The sequence below is a fragment of the Paenibacillus sp. MMS18-CY102 genome, assembly GCF_009789195.1.
GTDB lineage: Bacteria > Bacillota > Bacilli > Paenibacillales > Paenibacillaceae > Paenibacillus_T.
In genome coordinates this window covers 1-18,772 of the sequence record NZ_WSTC01000022.1, presented here as the reverse complement: position 1 = coordinate 18,772, position 18,772 = coordinate 1, and the positions used below count along the sequence as shown (strand labels likewise).

The 18,772-nt window shown below is 48.2% G+C and carries 21 protein-coding genes; 17 read left to right on the top strand and 4 right to left on the bottom strand.

The window, feature by feature from the left end:
- The first annotated feature begins 18 nt into the window (after window positions 1-18).
- From GON22_RS16790 to GON22_RS16740, 11 genes are all read left to right on the top strand, one after another.
- Entirely contained in the window at window positions 19-681 is a 663-nt protein-coding gene (locus tag GON22_RS16790) for a prolyl oligopeptidase family serine peptidase (protein ID WP_160397258.1), read from the top strand.
- Between the two features lie 102 nt (window positions 682-783).
- Window positions 784-972 carry a hypothetical protein gene (locus tag GON22_RS16785; RefSeq protein ID WP_160397257.1) on the top strand — a complete coding sequence of 63 codons (189 nt, stop codon included), beginning with the start codon at window positions 784-786 and terminating at the stop codon, window positions 970-972.
- A gap of 31 nt (window positions 973-1,003) precedes the next feature.
- Complete coding sequence (locus tag GON22_RS16780) at window positions 1,004-1,540, top strand: hypothetical protein (protein WP_160397256.1); 537 nt, start codon at window positions 1,004-1,006, stop codon at window positions 1,538-1,540.
- Between the two features lie 15 nt (window positions 1,541-1,555).
- On the top strand, window positions 1,556-1,795 hold the full coding sequence (locus GON22_RS16775; protein ID WP_160397255.1) for a hypothetical protein: 240 nt from the start codon (window positions 1,556-1,558) through the stop codon (window positions 1,793-1,795).
- A 147-nt stretch (window positions 1,796-1,942) separates the two neighbouring features.
- Complete coding sequence (locus GON22_RS16770) at window positions 1,943-3,691, top strand: methyl-accepting chemotaxis protein (RefSeq protein WP_160397254.1); 1,749 nt, start codon at window positions 1,943-1,945, stop codon at window positions 3,689-3,691.
- 66 nt (window positions 3,692-3,757) lie between these two features.
- Window positions 3,758-4,195, top strand: a complete 438-nt coding sequence (locus GON22_RS16765) for a hypothetical protein (RefSeq protein WP_160397253.1) — start codon at window positions 3,758-3,760, stop codon at window positions 4,193-4,195.
- Window positions 4,196-4,344: 149 nt separating this feature from the next.
- Window positions 4,345-5,922 (top strand): histidine kinase N-terminal 7TM domain-containing diguanylate cyclase, encoded by a 1,578-nt coding sequence (locus GON22_RS16760; protein ID WP_160397252.1) that lies wholly within the window; start codon window positions 4,345-4,347, stop codon window positions 5,920-5,922.
- 213 nt (window positions 5,923-6,135) lie between these two features.
- Window positions 6,136-6,579 carry a GNAT family N-acetyltransferase gene (locus tag GON22_RS16755; RefSeq protein WP_336604330.1) on the top strand — a complete coding sequence of 148 codons (444 nt, stop codon included), beginning with the start codon at window positions 6,136-6,138 and terminating at the stop codon, window positions 6,577-6,579.
- Between the two features lie 26 nt (window positions 6,580-6,605).
- Complete coding sequence (locus tag GON22_RS16750; protein ID WP_160397251.1) at window positions 6,606-7,487, top strand: PhzF family phenazine biosynthesis protein; 882 nt, start codon at window positions 6,606-6,608, stop codon at window positions 7,485-7,487.
- A 673-nt stretch (window positions 7,488-8,160) separates the two neighbouring features.
- Window positions 8,161-8,757 (top strand): hypothetical protein, encoded by a 597-nt coding sequence (locus GON22_RS16745; protein ID WP_160397250.1) that lies wholly within the window; start codon window positions 8,161-8,163, stop codon window positions 8,755-8,757.
- 62 nt (window positions 8,758-8,819) lie between these two features.
- Window positions 8,820-9,554, top strand: a complete 735-nt coding sequence (locus GON22_RS16740; RefSeq protein WP_160397249.1) for a hypothetical protein — start codon at window positions 8,820-8,822, stop codon at window positions 9,552-9,554.
- Window positions 9,555-9,786: 232 nt separating this feature from the next.
- Here GON22_RS16740 and GON22_RS16735 read toward each other — a convergent pair whose 3' ends face one another.
- Together GON22_RS16735 and GON22_RS16730 are read right to left on the bottom strand one after the other, a co-directional pair.
- A complete protein-coding gene (locus GON22_RS16735) occupies window positions 9,787-11,154 on the bottom strand; it encodes a TrkH family potassium uptake protein (RefSeq protein ID WP_160397327.1) in 1,368 nt (455 codons plus the stop codon).
- A gap of 110 nt (window positions 11,155-11,264) precedes the next feature.
- A complete protein-coding gene (locus tag GON22_RS16730; RefSeq protein WP_160397248.1) occupies window positions 11,265-12,233 on the bottom strand; it encodes an NAD(P)-dependent alcohol dehydrogenase in 969 nt (322 codons plus the stop codon).
- Window positions 12,234-12,421: 188 nt separating this feature from the next.
- Here GON22_RS16730 and GON22_RS16725 point away from each other — a divergent pair, with 188 nt between their 5' ends.
- From GON22_RS16725 to GON22_RS16700, 6 genes are all read left to right on the top strand, one after another.
- A complete protein-coding gene (locus GON22_RS16725; protein WP_160397247.1) occupies window positions 12,422-13,432 on the top strand; it encodes a phosphotransferase enzyme family protein in 1,011 nt (336 codons plus the stop codon).
- A 9-nt stretch (window positions 13,433-13,441) separates the two neighbouring features.
- Entirely contained in the window at window positions 13,442-14,359 is a 918-nt protein-coding gene (locus tag GON22_RS16720) for an NAD(P)-dependent oxidoreductase (RefSeq protein ID WP_160397246.1), read from the top strand.
- A gap of 74 nt (window positions 14,360-14,433) precedes the next feature.
- Entirely contained in the window at window positions 14,434-15,711 is a 1,278-nt protein-coding gene (locus GON22_RS16715) for a TcaA NTF2-like domain-containing protein (protein WP_160397245.1), read from the top strand.
- A 20-nt stretch (window positions 15,712-15,731) separates the two neighbouring features.
- Entirely contained in the window at window positions 15,732-16,487 is a 756-nt protein-coding gene (locus GON22_RS16710; protein ID WP_160397244.1) for a (S)-benzoin forming benzil reductase, read from the top strand.
- Window positions 16,488-16,501: 14 nt separating this feature from the next.
- Window positions 16,502-17,116 (top strand): GNAT family N-acetyltransferase, encoded by a 615-nt coding sequence (locus GON22_RS16705; protein WP_442954384.1) that lies wholly within the window; start codon window positions 16,502-16,504, stop codon window positions 17,114-17,116.
- The gene (locus GON22_RS16700; protein ID WP_237179209.1) at window positions 17,113-17,442 is read left to right on the top strand and encodes an antibiotic biosynthesis monooxygenase; all 330 of its coding nucleotides are present in this window, start codon (window positions 17,113-17,115) and stop codon (window positions 17,440-17,442) included. The genes GON22_RS16705 and GON22_RS16700 overlap by 4 nt, the downstream gene beginning before the upstream one ends.
- Window positions 17,443-17,518: 76 nt before the next feature.
- On the opposite strand, the gene GON22_RS16695 is transcribed toward GON22_RS16700, so the two are convergent.
- Window positions 17,519-18,337 (bottom strand): stalk domain-containing protein, encoded by an 819-nt coding sequence (locus GON22_RS16695; protein WP_160397243.1) that lies wholly within the window; start codon window positions 18,335-18,337, stop codon window positions 17,519-17,521.
- Between the two features lie 134 nt (window positions 18,338-18,471).
- On the bottom strand, window positions 18,472-18,772 hold a 301-nt coding region (locus GON22_RS26145; RefSeq protein ID WP_237179208.1), incomplete at its 5' end, for a hypothetical protein.

Below are 18,772 nucleotides of genomic sequence, written 5' to 3'. Positions count from 1 at the left end.
ATCGAATGGGGTGGTAGCGTGCCGCAACAAGAAAACCAGTACGATAAACAGATTCAAACGAGCAAGCAGATTAAGTTGAAGTATCTTTTGTACTTGCCTGATTCAAGCTGCATGACGGATGGCAAGCTGCCCTTGATTCTCTACTTGCATGGCCGTGATCAAAGAGGCGATGATTTGAACCTATTAAAAACGCGGGCAATACCTCAGCTTATCGAGTCAGGTGACAACTTTCCATTCATCGTCGTCTCCCCGCAATGCCCTAGTTATTATATTTGGCCCTTCCTATTTGATGGCATAATGGCGCTTATCGACGATATCATTTTGGCGCATCCTGTAGACCCTAACCGGATTTATCTTACGGGCCTTAGCATGGGCGGTTATGCGGTGTGGGATTTGGCTATGGAACATCCTGGCCGATTTGCAGCCATCGCTCCTGTGTGTGGAGGGGGTTCGGCGGAAAGAGCGGCGCTTCTCAACAATATTCCCGTATGGGCATTCCATGGGGCGAAGGATGAAGTGGTTCCCGTCGCAGAAGCGAGCGAATTAGTTGAGGCAATACGAGCCCATGGAGGGACCGCTAAGCTGACCATTTATCCTGAAGGCAAACATGAGGTTTGGGAAGAAACGTATGCGAACCCGGAGCTGTATAGCTGGTTTTTGAAAAATCAAAGAAAGCTATAGAACGGGCTTAGATGGCGTCCAAAGCTTCTACTAGATTCCCTAATATATACAATATTCTAGGTTTGTGAGAGAATCGAAACGTACGTACACCAGCATGGAAAGTTGGGCAGCGCCATCGAGAAACAGCAGTGGCAGTTCGCTAAGTCCGTATATGCTGCGGGCACCAAAGAACAATTCGGGATTGCCTATGCAATTGACCGTGTTAAGGTACGCACGGTGAAGGGAAAATGGTCTTATCAGGTGGAGAAGGTAACGAATGTGTGGCGAATGACGGCAATGAGCCGGTGGTAGCTTAATATCGTTCTAATAAAGGAGTGCAGGCATGATCACCGCTTTTATTATTGGTTGTGAGATTGGGTTCTGGGTGTTGGTGCTCGCAGGGCTCGCTTGCCGGTATTTGCTCCGGATGAAGAAAGTTGGCGCGGCGCTTCTCATTGGTACGCCAATCGTTGATCTGGTCCTGATTGTTGCGACGGCTATGGATCTGCGCGGTGGAGCGATTGCGACGGCCGTTCACGGGCTGGCGGCTATTTATATTGGCGTGTCGGTAGCCTTCGGGCATAAGATGGTCCGATGGGCGGACGCTCGGTTTGCGTATAGGTTCGCGGGCGGTCCGAAACCGGCTCCTAAGCCCAAACATGGTACGGAGCATGCTGCCTATGAGCGGCGCATGTGGGCGCTGCATTTGGTCGCATGGGCGATTGGATGTTTCTTGCTGGTTAGCATGATCTGGTTCGTAGGCGATGCGAGCCGGACGAATGATCTGCGCCGTGTAATCGAAGTATGGTCATACATCGTCGGCATCGATTTTCTTTATAGCTTTAGTTTCAGCCTGTGGCCGCGCAAGGCGAAGGCGTGAAGAGAGAACGCCTGCATGAACAGCAATGGGATCGTCGCGGCAAGCGCAACGCTGGGCGGGGCAAGCCCCATTGCAGAACGTGCAATGAGGGACGCCGATGCGGCGTTGAAAGTAACCTCTCATTGCAAAACGTGCAACGGGAACGGCGCGAAAGACCTTATTTTGTCCCAAAAGCATGCTGTGCACCAGTTGGCGTTGTATAGTATGCAATGGGATGGCGTGCGGAGGTTGAGGGCTGGAGAGGTCATTGCATGAACTGCAATGGGTGTTCTTCAGCCCTTTTTGCCATATATTCGATTGCTTCCCGCCCTCATCTTAACGAATTCCAAACGTTTAACCACATAAAATGCTAATACTTATTCCTTATAATGGCTATAAAACTAAAGTCGTGAGGTGTTAGCGTTGTTCGGATGGTTGAAACGAAGAAGTCTCGTATTCACAAGCTCCATTATGATTTCCCTGCTGCTCTTAGTTCTGGTAGGGGTCATGACTTCCCTTATGTATAATGCGGAGAGACAGGCGGCGTATAATGAATTTGAGCAAGTGGGATTCAAGCTGAAGGAACAAGCGCAAGCAAACAATAATTTGATTAGCATAACAGGAGCGGCGATTGGAGCGGGGAAAGAAGCCCCTGCCGATGAGATGTTAATTCTCAAGAAGCTGCTCGACAAAATGACGGATGACGACCTGATTACGAACGCCTATTACATAACGCCTGAAATCATTAATAAGGATGGCAAGGCGTACCTCCGAAATTTGCAAGTAAGTGAAAGCCTCATTAAAGCAGGAAGTGCCCCCGGTGACGATTTTCAAATCATTGACGCTATGCTGAAAGGCTTCGAAGAGGCGAAGAAGGATAATGATGGCCTAACGGCGGTGTACGAGGATGAATTTGGCCGATGGATCACTTACATGGCGCAAATTAAGGGCGAGGACGGGAAGACAGCTGCCGTATTCGGCTTGGATTTCAACTACGGCAAGGTTGAGGCCAAAATGAATAAGATGCTATGGAAGACAATCGCTGTCGGAGTCATCATCGATCTTATCGGCATTGCACTGATCGTGCTGCTGACGCGTATCGCCTTGAAGCCGCTTCGTGTACTCGCGGCAACAGCCAAGGAGGCAGCACAAGGGAATCTGATGGTGCAAGTCCCGGTTACCAACAGCAATGAAATCGGCCAAGCCGCAAGCTCTTTCAACGAGATGATTGCAAGCTTGCGCGAATTAACGATCCAGATTGAACGAACGTCGCGGGAAGTATCGGAGTCGTCCGGCAGCTTAAAGGATGCTGCTTCGCAGACGGCTTCAGCTACGCATGAGATTACCGAGGCCATTCAGCATGTTGCGACGGGGAGCGAAACGCAGCTTATTAGCTCGCAGGAATGCCAACGCGCGATGGAGGAGATGGTCATCGGCATCCAGCGGATCGCGGATTCCGCAACGGTTGTATCCGATCTGGCATCCGATACATCGGTGCTTGCTGAGAATGGCGAGGTCATTATTGACCGGACGATTCAGCAGATGATGACGATTGAAGAGCATGTCCATAATGCTGCTGATGCGATGAGTGAGTTGAACCAATCGAATGTTCGCATCGAAGATATTTTGTCCCATATATCGGAAGTGGCTAACCAGACGAACCTGCTCGCCCTTAATGCTTCGATTGAAGCGGCGCGGGCGGGTGAGCACGGCAAGGGCTTCGGCGTTGTTGCGCAGGAAATTCGGAAGCTGGCGGAACGGTCGAAGGAGTCTTCGGATGAAATTACGTCGATCCTTCATACGATTGGCGAGCGGTCCCGCGAGGTTGCGGGCTCACTGGCGTCGACAACGGAGGAAGCTCAGGCAGGCACAAAGCTGGCTGGCGAGACCGGCGAGTCATTCCGCGCCATTCTGGCTTCCGTCAAGCAAGTATCCGAGCAAGTGCAAGAGGTATCGGCCGCATCGGAGCAAATGTCCGCAGGCAGCGAGGAAATCGCAGCTTCGTTAGATGAATTGGAGCGGATGGCGGAGGGCTCTGCATCGCACTCGCAAGAGGTTGCTGCCGCATCCGAGGAGCAGCTTGCTTCTGTCGAAGAAGTGGTGGGCGCGTCGGAGCAGCTTCGCTCGCTGGCTACCGAGCTTCGGGCAGCAGTGGGCAGATTTAAGGTTTAGGCCCGTACCAATTGCACAAGACAAGCATACGATGGATCATCTAGCTAATAAGAGGAGGTGATCGCGATGGGTACGCTACTAGACGCAAGAACATCCATGAACATCAATGTGCCCTTGCTCGCGCCATCCACGTATCCGAAGAATGAGCCTGTGCTGATCGGCCAGGTAGGCTTGAACGTTCCGCCTGAAACAACTGGCATTATTCGCGTATCGTTCGACGGAATCGTCGGCATCGAGCTTCCAGAGGAGCCCATCAAGCTATTGCAGGTAACCTTATTTATCGTAAAAGGTACTCTGGCCAGCGATCCGATCGTGTACCAGTCGTCACAAACCTATAGCGCGGGGGTTGCCGGAAATCAGCTCATTCCACTGGCCGCATCTGATTATAATGTCCCTGCCCCAAGCACCGGCGTGCTTGTCTATACGCTCTATGCAGCTGTTGATATGGATACCATATTGCGGGCGGGACCGGAAAGCTTTAATGCTTCTGCATACACAGGGTAAGCTGTACTTATAGCGACCAATACCGTAACGATGACAGATCGTGCGGCTCTATTTGAGCCTTACGATCTGTCGTTTTTTTGCCGCTATTCAATGCTGAATTAAATATGTTACCATAAATTGCATAAGAATATTGAAGGCAGGCGGCAACATTGGGTTCGCAAATTGCGACGTACATTACATTGGTCGGGATATCCGGCGTATTTAACTTGTTTTTATGCTTTTATGTATTCACGCGGAGAAGGGAGTCGGCTGCTTCCCGCACGTTTATTTTGTACACGTTGGCCTTATCGATTTATTGCTTCGGATACACCTTCGAGTTAGGCAGCAGCACGCTCGAACAAGTCAGATCGTACATCATGATTGAATATATCGGCATTTGTACGTTCTCGCCTCTGGCTTTAATCCTCGTTCTGCAATATCTCGGACGAAGGATATCGCGCATCGCTACAGTGGCCCTTTTCATTATTCCTGCCATTACGTGGATAATGGTGTCGACGAGCCGTTATCATCACATGTATTACCGCGTGTTCAAGTTTGAGGAAGGCGTTACGCCCCACGTACTTATGATCGAGATGGGGCAATGGTACATCTTGCACGATTTCTATATGATCATCTGTACAGTGGCGAGTATCGCTTTATTGCTGAGCCGTTGGAAGCAAACGGGGCGGGCGTTCCGGCGGGAGCTGGCCATCTTGATGGGCGGATTATTAGTGCCGATGATAGCAGGCATTGCCTATCGCCTTGGCCTAACGCCGACTGGCCTAGATCCGGTTCCGCTCAGCATATGTATGTCGTCTGTGCTGTATATTTGGGCGATTTTCTCTACTCGCATGCTTACCGTTATTCCGGTTGCGAAGGAATCGATTTTCGACAGTATGGGAGAGGGCTTCATCGTCTTGGATTCGTCGGAGCGGCTCGTTGACTATAACCGGACCGTCAGCGTGATGATTCCTTCCCTGCGCCAGTCCATGATCGGCCAACAGCTGGATGAGGTGTGGCTGGAGCTGACGGGGGAGTCATTCCCTCTGAAACGTGACCAAGACGGCAGCGTCGATGAGCTAACGTGGACGTCCGATGGCGTGGAGAAGGTATATGAGGTGCGGTCTTCTATACTTCGGCATCAAAATGGGGAGCATGCAGGCAGCTTGCTGATGCTCATTAATGTAACGGAGCTGAAGCGGCTGCAGCAAGAGCTGGAGCATCAAGCCTATTACGACGGGCTCACGCAGATATTGAACCGTACGCAGTTTATCCAGCTTGGCCGAGGAATGCTTGAACAATCTCGGGAGCTGGAAATGCCTTTCGGGGTTATTTTGTTCGATATCGATTTCTTCAAGCGGGTGAATGACACGTACGGCCATGAGACGGGGGACCGGATGATCGTCCATGTCGTCTCCGTTTGCAAAGAACTTCTGCCAGAGGATGCCCTATTCGGGCGCTATGGCGGGGAGGAGTTTGTACTGGCACTGCCATTCGTTACCGATCAGGGAGCTTACGCAATAGCCGAGCGGCTGCGCGCAGCGATGGAGCATGCGCTCCTGCTGACGCCCAAAGGCTCGTTAACGGTAACCGCAAGCTTCGGCATTGCCCACGTTACGGGACATCACGATGAAACATTGGAGATGCTGCTTAGCAAAGCCGATGAGGCGTTGTACACATCCAAACGTGATGGGCGGAATCGGGTTAGTCTACATAAGTTATATAGCAAAGCCGGTAGCGCGCTCTGATGAGGAGTGGCTGATCGGCTTTTTTTCATAGGAACTCCTTTTTAACCGAGTCAATCGTGAATATATGGTAAAAAGTAGGTGATTGAGGGAAGCGGGGGGCAGTAGATGAAACGAAAGTTAATGCATGTCAGGGCATCCCCCTAAGGCTATGTATAGCTAATCGCCTAATTTCTAGTTATAATTCGAATTAGAAAAAATTGGGGGGGATTACTTGTGATTAGTGTCAGGAGCCTCGCGCCTGAGGACCTTCAGGGCTGTATTCGCCTGTACAGGGATGTATTTAATGCCGAGCCATGGAATGACGAGTGGACCGAGGAGCGGGTAACGGAGTATTTAACGGATTTTACGAATATGCCGAGATTCAAAGGAATAGTGGCCGTACAAGGGGATGCCATTCAAGGCTTCATATTCGGCAGCGTGAAGAAATGGTGGCAGGGAGACGAGTTTTTCATTAATGAGATGTGCGTCCGGACGGATAAGCAGCGGTCAGGCATCGGAACTAGCTTAATGCAGTATCTTGAGCAGGTAATGAAGGAAGAAGATGTCCGCAACCTTGCTTTGCTGACGGACCGCGGCATGTCGGCTGAATTCTTTTATAAGAAATACGGGTTCGAGGAGATTTCGAGAATTATGTTCCTGGCTAAGGACGTGAAGTAAGTTGGCACTAGCATGGAGGGATACATATGGCCGCTGTTAAGGTATACCACTATGATGCATTCAGCAGCATCCCGAACAAAGGGAACCCGGCGGGTGTCGTTTTGGAGGGGGGAAGCCTGACGGAGGAGCAGATGCTGCAAGTAGCGGCGGCTGTAGGGTTTAACGAGACTGCTTTTCCTTTGCCGTCCGAACAAGCTGACCTGCGCATCCGCTTCTTTACGCCGGGACATGAAATTAATCTCTGCGGGCATGCCACAATGGCAACGATCTACGCTTTGAAGACCAGAGGGCTGCTGGGCAATCGGGAAACGCTTACGATCGAAACAAAAGCGGGCATTTTGTCTATACAGCTGGATGAACGAGAGGGAGGTTTGCTCATTACGATGCAGCAAGCAGCTTCGCAATTCGAACCGTTTAATGGGTCGCTGGAGCAATTGGCTTACGCCATGGGCATTGCTCAGGACGATATTTCGGCTGAATTGCCGGTGGTATATGGCAGTACAGGGACTTGGACGCTAATCATTCCCGTTAAGGGGCTGGCTGTTTGCGAGCGAATGAAACCCCGTAATGAGCTTTTCCCAAGTGTGTTGGAAGAGATGCCGCGCGCATCGCTGCATCCTTTTTGTCTAGAGACCTATGATCCCGCCGCACATATGCATGCTCGCCACTTCTCCTCCCCGTTTTCCGGAACGGTCGAAGATCCTGTTACAGGCACAGCTTCGGGCGTCATGGGTGCTTATTATGCGAAGTACATCAAGCACGGCCAGGACCCGGTACTCCACCTACGGGTGGAGCAGGGGCAAGAAATCGGCAGGGACGGCAGAGTCGATGTGACCGTCACCAACGATACAGGCATTGCGATCCGTGGCACCGCCGTGTACGTGAACGAGTTCGAGGTGTCGATCTAACGGTATTGGATGGGATTGTTATAGAATGTTGTATTTTCCTTCTGTTCAAACGTTTGCGCGAATTTTTAAGAAGTGATGCAATTAGTTTCCATGTCTTAGGTGGATGTTCGAATCAAAACCATTCGGAAGCCGCTTCAGGAAACGATGTTTTAGTTGCTAGAAGGGGATATGGAACTACTATTTCAAACAAGTATACCTGTAAGTGTAGACGGCAGAGTTGAAGGGGCATTGTAAATTGTAGATAATTGCTGTGCTTCAAATGTGCTAGACGATAATCCAATTTTATACTAATGTTAAAATCTTAGTAAATGTTTACAAAAAATGTTGTGATTCGATTCGCGAAATTGTAAGATTTGAATGGGATCATTTGAAACAGCTCTGATACCTATTTGTTCAAACGTTTGCACTCTCTGTACACTCTCTCGAAAGGCAATTGAGGAATGGGTTATTAATATTGGGGAGGAGATGGGGGATTTTCTGAAGCACAGTCTATGATGTGTTTTTGCAACACTCGGTCGTTGTTGACTCACGGCATGAGTTAAAGAATTGCAGTGAAGGAGCATTTAAGTTGCACGATTTTTCTCTCAAAAATGTTTGTTACAATGTGTCGCTCTGAGGAAATTGCTTGAAATCATTCCTATATGAAACTTTAAGTAATACGAGGAGGGAATTTATGAAAAGAATAAAAAAAATAGTTGCTATATCTCTTTTTTTTCTATTAAGTGGATGTTTTAATCAAAACCATTCTGAAGTCGTTTCTGAAAATGAAGTTTCAGTAGCTGGAGGTATAAATAACTCAGGGGAAGCTATTTTGAGTTATTCACAATATAAGGATCTCACTGATCGTTTTCAGAGCAACTTAATAATACCTGAATTCACACTTAAAGCGGAATCTGGGAAAAATATTGTTATAGTTGAAAAAGATTTAACATTTGAAAAAAGAGAAAATCTAACCCTAGACGGATCGAGGGACTTTGCAAATGTTCAACCAACATCTTATATATTCATATTTGAAAATCAAGCTCAGAGCAAACAGATAATTGTTCGAGTTTCATTTAATAAAAATTATATTGGAAATGATCTATTAGATTGGTCAAGGTTAAATAATTATGCAAATATAAACGAAAAACTAGCTAGTCAGTTTGATATGGCTACGTTGAGCTATAAAAACTTAATTGTGACCGTACAACAATTAGCTGACAGAGAAGCCAATTTAGAAACGACTAAAACCGCTATGAGAGCAATTATAAAGGAATTGGTAGAGTTTTAATACAGAGTTATAATATTCAGGATTTAATGATAGTATTTGGATGTAGTTAAAAGGAGGAGATAATGGTGGTCAAAAACTTTATTGGAAAAGTTGGTTTATTGTCAGTTGCATTGAGCTTGTCGGTTGTTGGTAGTGCATATGCAAAGACTAAATCAGACATCCCGACAGATGTTTTAGCGAAAGCTGATGCACAAGTAGTTCCGACTAGCGTACCCAAAACTACAGCTTGGGAAGTGGATTTAAATGGAAATAAAAAACAGGTTATACCTTTGAGCGAACTAAATAAAAGTGGATCCTTTTCTGTTTTTTCTGTTCCAATCGATGGCTTTACTTATATTTTTAATGGTTATGTATCTTCTGCTGCCCAAAAAAATTGGTATTATCAAAATATGGGGACTGTAAGGATTGAGAATAACCTCACAACAAGTGCATCAGCCAATTATTCGCAAACTACCTCGAAAGAATCTCAATGGAATGTAGGGATAAATATTTCCGGAAGGACTGAAGTAAAAGCTAGTTTTTTGGCAAAACTAGAAGTAGAACTTGGTGGGTCATGGGGAATATCTAAAACCTTTACCTCAGGAACTAGTTATGGTATCTCTCAAGTGATCCCAGCAAAGACGACGGCATATATTACCGCTTACTCGGTAGGTGGTAGTTCACATGGAAATCTTGAATATAAGAAGTATTCTCCTGGTGGAACTTTAGTAGGATACTACTTTGAGTCAGCAGCAGGGACAGCTGTAAACCCTTATGATTCCAATATTGTAATCCAATCTACTGTGCCTATAGTTTAAGATAACTTAACAAGCTGGTTCGGATGAAATGGAGCCGGCTTGTTTTGATTTTAGGTAAGTAATTCATAGCTATTCGAGGTGCTGGAAGAACCGTGCCTCGCTTGCCAAGATGCTGACGTTCGACCCGGCGACAGGCGTGAGCGAGCAGAGCTTATAGCTTCGCCGCCCTAACGGGTTCTGAACCTAAAAACAGAGCATTGGAGACATTCCTCTCCGATGCTCTGTTTGCATTTTACCCCGTCATCACACGCTCCACCGGGTAATGGTATTTCCGGTCATTCTTATCATTGCCGATCAAGTTTAAGGAGGAGGTTAAGCCGATTCTTCCGACAAACATGAGCACCATTAGTATGCATTTGGCGAAAATGCTAAGGTCCGGCGTAATCCCCATCGACAGGCCAACCGTCCCGAAGGAAGAGCACACGTCCAGCACAATGGCCATAAGCGAAGGCTCTTTGTCCGAGATGCTTATGGCGATGACGGACAGGCTGCACATGAAGAATGCCAATAGCGTGATCGCTAGCGATTTGAGAATATCGTCTTGATGCAGCTCGCGCCTAAACACTTTGACCTCGCGGTTGCCCCGAGCATAGTGGAAGAGAAAGAGCATATTGAGCGCAAAAGTTGTCGTTCGGATGCCTCCGCCGACGGAGTTCGGGGAGCCGCCAATAAACATGTAAACGCACATGAGCAGCAGCGTTGGCAGCGTGAACTGGTTAATATCCATCGTCGTCAGCCCGGCACTTCGCGTTGTGGTGGTTTGGAAGAGCGCATAGAAGAAGCTTCGGTGCCAAGACATCTCTTGCAAAGAATGGTTGCGTTCCAGCAGCCAAATCAGTACCGTTCCGATCATGAGCAGAATGCCATAGGTAAACGTGGCCAGCTTCGTGAATAGGGAAAAACGGAAAGGATGCTTATTGTTAAGCAGCGCCTTGCGCGCTACATACGTCTTTACCTCAATCAAGACCGGAAACCCGATCGCTCCGAAAATAATAAGAAAAATCGTGATCGTTTGCACAAAATAATCGCCTGCATAAGGGGCAAGTGACTGTCCTGTGATGTCCATCCCTGCGTTGGTTGTCGCGCTGACGGAGGCAAACAGCCCGTGAAGGAACGCTTCCTTCCATGTTGGATAGTAATGCAGGAACCGGAATCCGAACAGGAGCGCCCCGATCAGCTCGGTCAGGAGAATAATGCGCAAAATGTCCTTGACCAAATGAACGAGCCCGGACAACGCAAATTGATTGTTATCGGCCATAATAAGCTGCCGCTCACGCAGCCCGATTCGGCGTCCCAGCAGCAGCCAGAAAAAGGTGCTCATCGCCATAATGCCGATCCCGGCGAACTGCAAGACGACCATAATGACAACATAACCGAATACGCTGTAGGTTTCTGCGATATTAAACACGGTAAGCCCAGTATCGCTTACGACGCTGACCGCCATGAAGACGGTGTCGAAGAAAGAGACTTGAACCCCAGGCTTGAGCACAGCAGGAATGCTGAATAAAAGGATGGATACCGTTACGGCTAGCAGATAATAGCCGGTAATGACTTGGGCAGGAGACCGCCGCTCCGTCCAGATTCGCAAGTAACGCCACATGGTTGACTGATCCCTCACTGGCACAAATGTGATTTTGGCAAATCTTCGCCAATCCACAACATCCCCTATTTGCAGCGATGCTATGCACGCGTTGAAATCGCGCAATCGAATCAACGCCCGATCGTAAGGATCACATTCCCCTTCTTGCGCCCCGTTTCCACATACCGATGGGCATCAGCGGCTTGTTCCAGCGGATATATTCGATCGATAACGGGGAGGATCACTCCAGCCTCAATAAGCTCACGGAGGAAGTAGAGGTTATCCCGCCGCTGCTTCAGCCCGGCTGCGACGAATATTGCTTTCTTGCCCCGGCTTCTGGAAGTCTTGAGCATGCTCAGCAGGATAGCAAGCGAAGGCACCGTGGAGAGGTAAATGCCGTAAGGCGTGAGCGCGGCTCGGCATCGGGAGAAGGAGCTTTTGCCTATCGCATCAAAAATGACGTCGTACGACTGGCCGTTCTTCGTAAAATCCGTCTTGGTGTAGTCGATTGCTCGATCAGCACCAAGTGACCGCACCAAGTCTACGTTTGCTGTGCTGCAAACCCCTGTCACGTTAGCCCCGTAGTGCTTTGCTAACTGTACCGCATAGGCGCCGACCGAGCCGGAAGCGCCATTGATGAGAATCGACTGTCCGGGCTGAAGCTTGGCATGGTCCCGAAGGAAAATGAGTGAGGTTAATGCGCCGTCACAAGCGCCAGCGGCTGCTTCATGCGATATGTTCGTAGGTTTCATCGCAAGGAGGGCGTCCGCCGCTAAACATTTGTACTCGGCATAGGCGCCGAACGTACGGGTGCTTATGCCACACACCTCATCGCCTGCCTTGAAGGCCTGAACATCCTTCCCCACTGCATCAATTACACCGGAAAATTCGACGCCTAGTATGGAATGGCGTGGCCGCAGAAATCCATACATGAACCGTATTGCTGCCGGATCCGCCTTGCGAAAGGCGCAGTCCGATGGCGTAACGGACGCCGCATAGATGCGGACCCGTACTTCATTGTCCTTGGGCACTGGCTTTTCCACTTCCCGAAGTTCCAGCACATCCGGCGATCCATACTTCGTGAACACGATTGCCCTCATGAAACCCCTCCTTACAGAATATTTCAGTAAAGTTTGATGTACATAATGTAAAGTAAACCATACATACAGTCAAGTGTTCTTTACACAAATGGGCAGGAAGCATTTACAAATTGGACGGGTGATTGGTATAGTTGGGGTGTTACCTAGATATTGTAAAATCCAACAACTTTGGCGGAAGGGGCAGTCCAATGAAGACCAAATGGGACGAACTTTTGGGACAGTATTTTGATGGGGTAGCTGGTTATGTGATGGAGCCGGTGCCTTTTGGCCTGACGAATGACACGAAGGTTGTGACGGTTGACGGGCGTAAATTTATTGCCCGTTTGTATAATGTTCATCTGAAAGATTTGCCTGCTATGAAGCTAGAAGCTGGGATAACGTCCTATTTAGTGAGCAGGCAGCTATCCTTCCAAGTTCCGCAATTTGTAGAAACGCTTAATGCGAAGCCATACGTCGAATTCCCAGATGGCACGTTAGGTGCGGTTACAGCGTTTCTCGAAGGTGCGGTCTATGAGCTTTCTGGTGTCGAACAGGCATATGAGCTGGGGCGAGTTGTAGGTGAATTGTCTGCTGCACTAGGCGATTCAGATACTGATAGCTACGCTTATCGGGGCAAGCCGTTTACGGATCTCTACGGGATTCATCCGCTTGCGAATAGTGAGGCGGTACATGCTTTTATGAAGGAGCCGCCTTTTGCAATACCAGAAGAGGACTTCAACTTCTATCAGCAGATGCTGGAATTTGCCGAGGGGGAGAGCAGCGCACTAGATCAGTTGCCGAAGCAGTTTGTCCATCACGATGTGTTAGTCTTTAACTTATTGGCGGTCGATAATCGCATTCATGCCGTGCTCGATTTTGACTTGATGTCACAGGATATCGCGTTCCTCGAATTCGCGATTAGCTTCAACCATGTGCTGCAAATGTCTAACGGCTCCCTCGACATGGCGGCGGCTTTCGTGAAAGGCTATTCCGAGTTCCGGGCTGCTACGCGGGAAGAAATTGCCCAGCTTCTGCTGTTGACCCGTTTCTATCATCTTGCGGTGCTGCATATTTATATTGGCCAGCATTATGCGGGGCATCATGTGGAGCCTTATTTTACATACATTATGCAGCAATATCGGACGCGGGATGCGTGGCTGAATGAACATATGCCGTTAGTCGAAGAGATGTTGCGAAGCAGCTTGTTGGAGAAGAGGTGAGGAGGAGCGGTGGCAGAGTATGCTGTAAAATGTGCAGTTGATCAAGCGATACAGCTGTCTGCGGAAGAACAGGCTCGGCTTGAGGCTGCATTTTTCGTCGATTATATCGATATCCATAGTGTGCCTGAGGGCCAGCTTGCGAGCTATCAGGCGTTTCTTATTCATAGCCGAATTTTAACTAAGCAGCTTGAGCGTTTCACGCAATGCCGGTACATTGGGGTGCGTGCCCATAATACCGACTATGTGAATGGAGAGCTTGCCCGGCAGCTCGGGATTGCCGTTCGCGGCATACCGCAAGAAGGAGCGAATGCGGTGGCGGAGCATGCATTTGCCCTGCTGTTCGCAGTAACGAAGCAGCTATCGGCAGCTAGCCATAACGTGCAAGCGGGCAAGTGGAGAGAGGGTCTGGTTCCAAACCTTGAGCTTCGCGGCAAAACGTTAGGCATCATCGGCTACGGCACAATCGGCCAAGAGGTAGCGGCGATCGGGGCAGCGCTTGGCATGAAGCCGCTTATTGCATCGGGCAGAGGGGGCGCGGCCACTTCGTTAGATGGGCGTTTATCGGTGGAAGACGTACTGCGGCAGGCGGATATGGTCACGCTGCATGCGTCCACGCAAGCGGGTGGAGCGCCACTGATCGGCAGCCGGGAGCTCGCGATGATGAAGGATGGCGCGATCCTGATTAACACGGCTAGAGGAAGCTTGGTTCATGAGAAGGAGCTAGCGGAGGCTTTGCGAAGCGGCAAGCTGTATGGTGCGGGATTGGACGTATATGAGGACGAGCCTGTGCGTGATTCCTTGTTGTGCGAACTGCCTAATGTCGTCTGTACGCCGCATGTGGCTTATTTTACACGGGAGACGATAGCGAGAATGAACGGGAACCTGATTGACCGGGCGATAGCTTTTTTTGAGCAAAACTTTAAATAGGAAATATATATAAGTATATGTATTTATGAGAGAATCGGAGCGTTATCTATTCTATCACTGAAAGCTGGGACAACATGAAGGCTAGATTATGTTTAATGGTAGCGCTTGTTCTTATTGCGGGCACATTATTTAACGTTTCTTTTAAACCCGTAGCAGCAGCAACAGCAACACAGGCGAGTGGATGCTCGATTAAGTCTGAAAACGGTACTGAGCTGGTCATTAACGATACTTATCTCAGCACAGCATTTTTCTATGTCTATTGTGGGCATCATCAAGAAGATCACAAGCTGGCGGAACAAGCTGCCTTTCAGCTAGATACTGCGAGTTTGACCATTCTGGAGCAGGGCAAAGGGAGCGTAAAGGTCAAGGCGAAGAAAGCAGGTTATTTTAACGTCCGGGCTATTATGCCAGATAAGAGCATGGTTACCCTATTTCTTAGCGTGAAGACCAAAGAGCAATATGATAAAGATCGAACGTTTTTATCCATAGATGAAGCGCTGAAGCTTTTTCGAATGAAAATGAATGATGTGAATGGTGAATATGGATACGACTTCATGTATGAGGACGGCAGCTATGTTTTCAAGAATATGACGAGAGGAGAGTTTCTAGGAGAAAGCGAAATCTTTCGAATCGATCCGGTGTCTGGCAACGTGTATGGGTACCTGGATGACCTCTATGTTGATAATTTGCTGATCGATAAACATGATCCTCCTTTTACAGTTGAGCAGTGCGTACAGCTATTGAAGCAACGTTTCTTGAAAAATGTTGATGCCAAACATACGGTAGAAGCAACCGGCAATTATGATAAGGGGCGCATTGAGATTGGCGTTTTCTCGCTGATCAAATCAATGGAGACAGGCAAGATGGCAGCGAATTACGGATCGAGCTACACGACCTATCTTGTTGATCCGGCAACCGGCGATGTGTTTAACGGCAGCCCGTCCTTTATGTATAAAGGGACAATCGCAACTACTAAGATAGAACGCAGCAAGAACAAAGAAATCTACGTCAATGATATGCTGCAAGATTACTACAGGAAGCTCTCCCTTGCGGTTAATGACGATTATTACAACTTCTTATATGAAATATTAAAGCCGGGCAGCGCCATTGATAAGCAGCAGCGCCAATTCGCCAAGAAGATGTATGCAGCGGGAACGAAAGAGCAGTTCGGCAAAGCCTATACCGTCGATCGTACTGAGAAAGTCTCTTCTAAGGTGATGAAGATTTATGTGACAGAGCAGACCGCTGTCACGCCGAAGAATGGGAAGGCGCGGATTGTGAAGGAAAAGTGGATGTACCAAGTTGAAAAAGAAACCTACGTGTGGCGGTTTACCAACATGAGCAGATGGTAGGGAAACGGAGATTGTAACGCATGAAATATTTCATTATAACCGGAACATCACGGGGAATCGGCGAGTCGATTGCGGAGCAATTAATTGCGCCAGAGCATCACTTGTTCTGTATCTCGCGGGAGAAGAACGAGCGCTTGCTGCGCCAAAGCAGCAACATCTCGTACCTTGAATTTGACCTGAATCAAACCGGCCAGATTGAATCGCTAATGGAGCAAATATTTCAAGCGATCGATAAGACAAATGCAGAGGGGATTTACCTCATCAATAACGCTTCGATGATCGCGCCAACTGCGTTTATAGATGCGGCGGAGGCAGAGGATATCGCGAGAAACATCCATGTTAATTTGCTTGCGCCTATTCTATTAAGCGCATCATTCATTAAGCAAACGAAGCATGATGCGATCGACAAACGAATCATCAACATCTCATCCGCGTCTGCGCGGAACCATCATCCGGGCATGAGCCTATATTCGGCTGCAAAAGCAGGGCTGGACGTATTCTCGCAATGTGCCGCCCTTGAGCAAAATCACGCGCAAGCGCCCGTGGGCATCGTGTCCATCTGGCCGGGCATGATCGACACGGCGTTGCAGCGTGAAGCAAGAACGCAAGATAAAGCGGCGTTCCCATCAGCCGAGGTGTTTGAATCAGTCAATAAGGCGGGCATGCTGGCTACACCTGAAGATACGGCACGGCAAATCATTGCCTTCTTGTTCAAAAAGGATTTTGAGCATGGAGCCGTTGTCGATATTTATGATTACTCCAAGATGGGACTATAAAGGAGAGGCATTTCGTGGACTCGAATACACATTCCATTTCAGGAGAAAGCACTTTATTAATTGACTGCAAGGACATTATGCTAAGGGAGTTCTTAGTTACAGATTTAAATCGGTTTCATGAATTGACCTGGCAGCCAGAAATTTATGAATTTTTGCCAGGTTGGAACGTGCCGCTAGAACAACGTGAAGATTGGTTTATGAACTACGAAATACCGGAGAATGAACAGTTTATCGAGGCTGTATCACAAGGTGGAGACGTCGGCGATATTCGCCTTCGCCTGGCCATTATTTTGAAAGAGACAGGGGAATTGATTGGCTGGTGTTGTTCGGGGGTCAAAGACGAATTGCCATCGCCAAACCGCGAAATGATGTATGCGATCTCGAAGGATCATAGGGGCAAAGGTTATACAACCCAAGCTGCACAAGGAATGGCGAGCTATTTATTTGGGAATACAAACGTAGAAACGCTGAATGCCGTCGCTCTGTTAACTAACATTCCATCGAATAGAGTTATTCAAAAAAGCGGGTTTCATATGCAAGGGACAGTCGAGATTGATGGCAAAGCATATAACTACTACCAACTGTCTAAGGCCGATTGGGGGCACAACGTTAAGGAGGGCCATCAATGATGCCGGAAACGAACTTTGCAATAGCTTTGTACCGCCCGCACCCGGGCAAGGAACAGGAACTGCGCCAAATTGTGAAAGAGCATGAGCCTGCACTGAGACAAGAAGGGTTGATTGCCGATCATCCATTGACGCGCGTGGAAGCGGCGGATGGCACGATTATTGAAATGTTCGAATGGAAATCGGCCGAGGCGATGCATCAGGCGCATAAGTCCACTGTTGTCTGGCCGATCTGGGAGCGAATGATGGCTGTGGCGGAAATGGCGAACTTAGGTTCGCTGCAAGAGGCGAATCAGCCATTCCCGAACTTTAGGCGGCTTGAGCTTTAAAGCATACGGAAGACGAACAAAGAGGCGGGAAGCTACCCTGAAGGTAGTTTCCCGCCTCTTTGTTAATGGCCAACGATTAACGGAAATCGATGCCCCAGTTGGCTGTTTTCCCTGTGTCATAGTTCTCATCAATATAGTACGACAATCCAAGCTTATCGCTCATGCCGTCTATCTCAATATCTATCCAATAATCAAGCCGATTGGATCCAGCATTTCCCTTTGAGTCGGCACTAAATTGTTTAGCCTTTGCTTTGGCGATCACATCGTTCGCCAGCGTTGCAAGCTCACCACTGGTGAACATATCGCGATAGAACGCGACATCCTCGTCCAGGTCTTTTGCGTAGTCGTCATAGTAATCTTTGCCCGTCGAGGTTTTTTGGGAGTTGGTGCGCATCCATGCTTTTAGTGCTTTCGTATCTCCCGTTTGAATCGCACTAGCATATAGCCGAATGGCATAGGAGGCTGCATTTTTATTGTCTTCGAAAATTTTGCTCATCGCTGTGCCGTTAGTATAGCCTGTTTTCAAATTAACGGAGTCTGTTGAAGAAGGCGTTGTTCCCGTGGAACCAGTAGTTCCTGCAGATCCACTCGAACCTTTGGTCGTGATATCAACGGATTGTCCAGCAGCATTCCAACTGACCGAACCGCCCATCGCTTTAGCTACAGGGGCAGCCGGCACATAGGTCGTTCCATCGTAAGTGATGGGATAAAGCGCTTTTCCGCTATCCGATAGATTCACTTTCGAGCCGTTTACCTTGATCGTGATTCCTGCATTTTGATAGGCGATGATTTTCTTCATAGCAGTGCCTGCGTATACAGCAGAGCCTACAGTTGTGCAAGCTAATACGCCAACGAGTACAACCAATACTTTTTTGCTAAAAAATTTCGAGACCAAATGTATCACTCCTCTATCCATCTTTTGTTAATCCAATATTAATCATATTATCATATTATTTTTTTGATAGACAATAACTGATTTTAGTTATGGATGGATTAATATAGAATATTTTATTTCTTGAGTATGTAATGCTAGATCCCCCAGAAGTTTAAAAACCGCATAAACCAGTTGGAAGCTTTTCTAGCTGGCCTCTGATACGGGCTTTTGAACATTTGTGTTGTAGGTGTCCCGAAAGCTGCGAGGATGAGTGGGTCGCCTTTGCTGTGCAAATCATAGAGCAGTTGGGATTGCTTGTCGTGATGGCCCACTAGCGTTGCATAAACACTGATGTGCTTTCTTTCTGAAAATTTAGTTAATTGTATTCTGGCTCGAAATCCAAAAGGTCGAGCGCCTCTTAGAGGTAGCTCCATCCATTTGGTTGAATTATGTAAA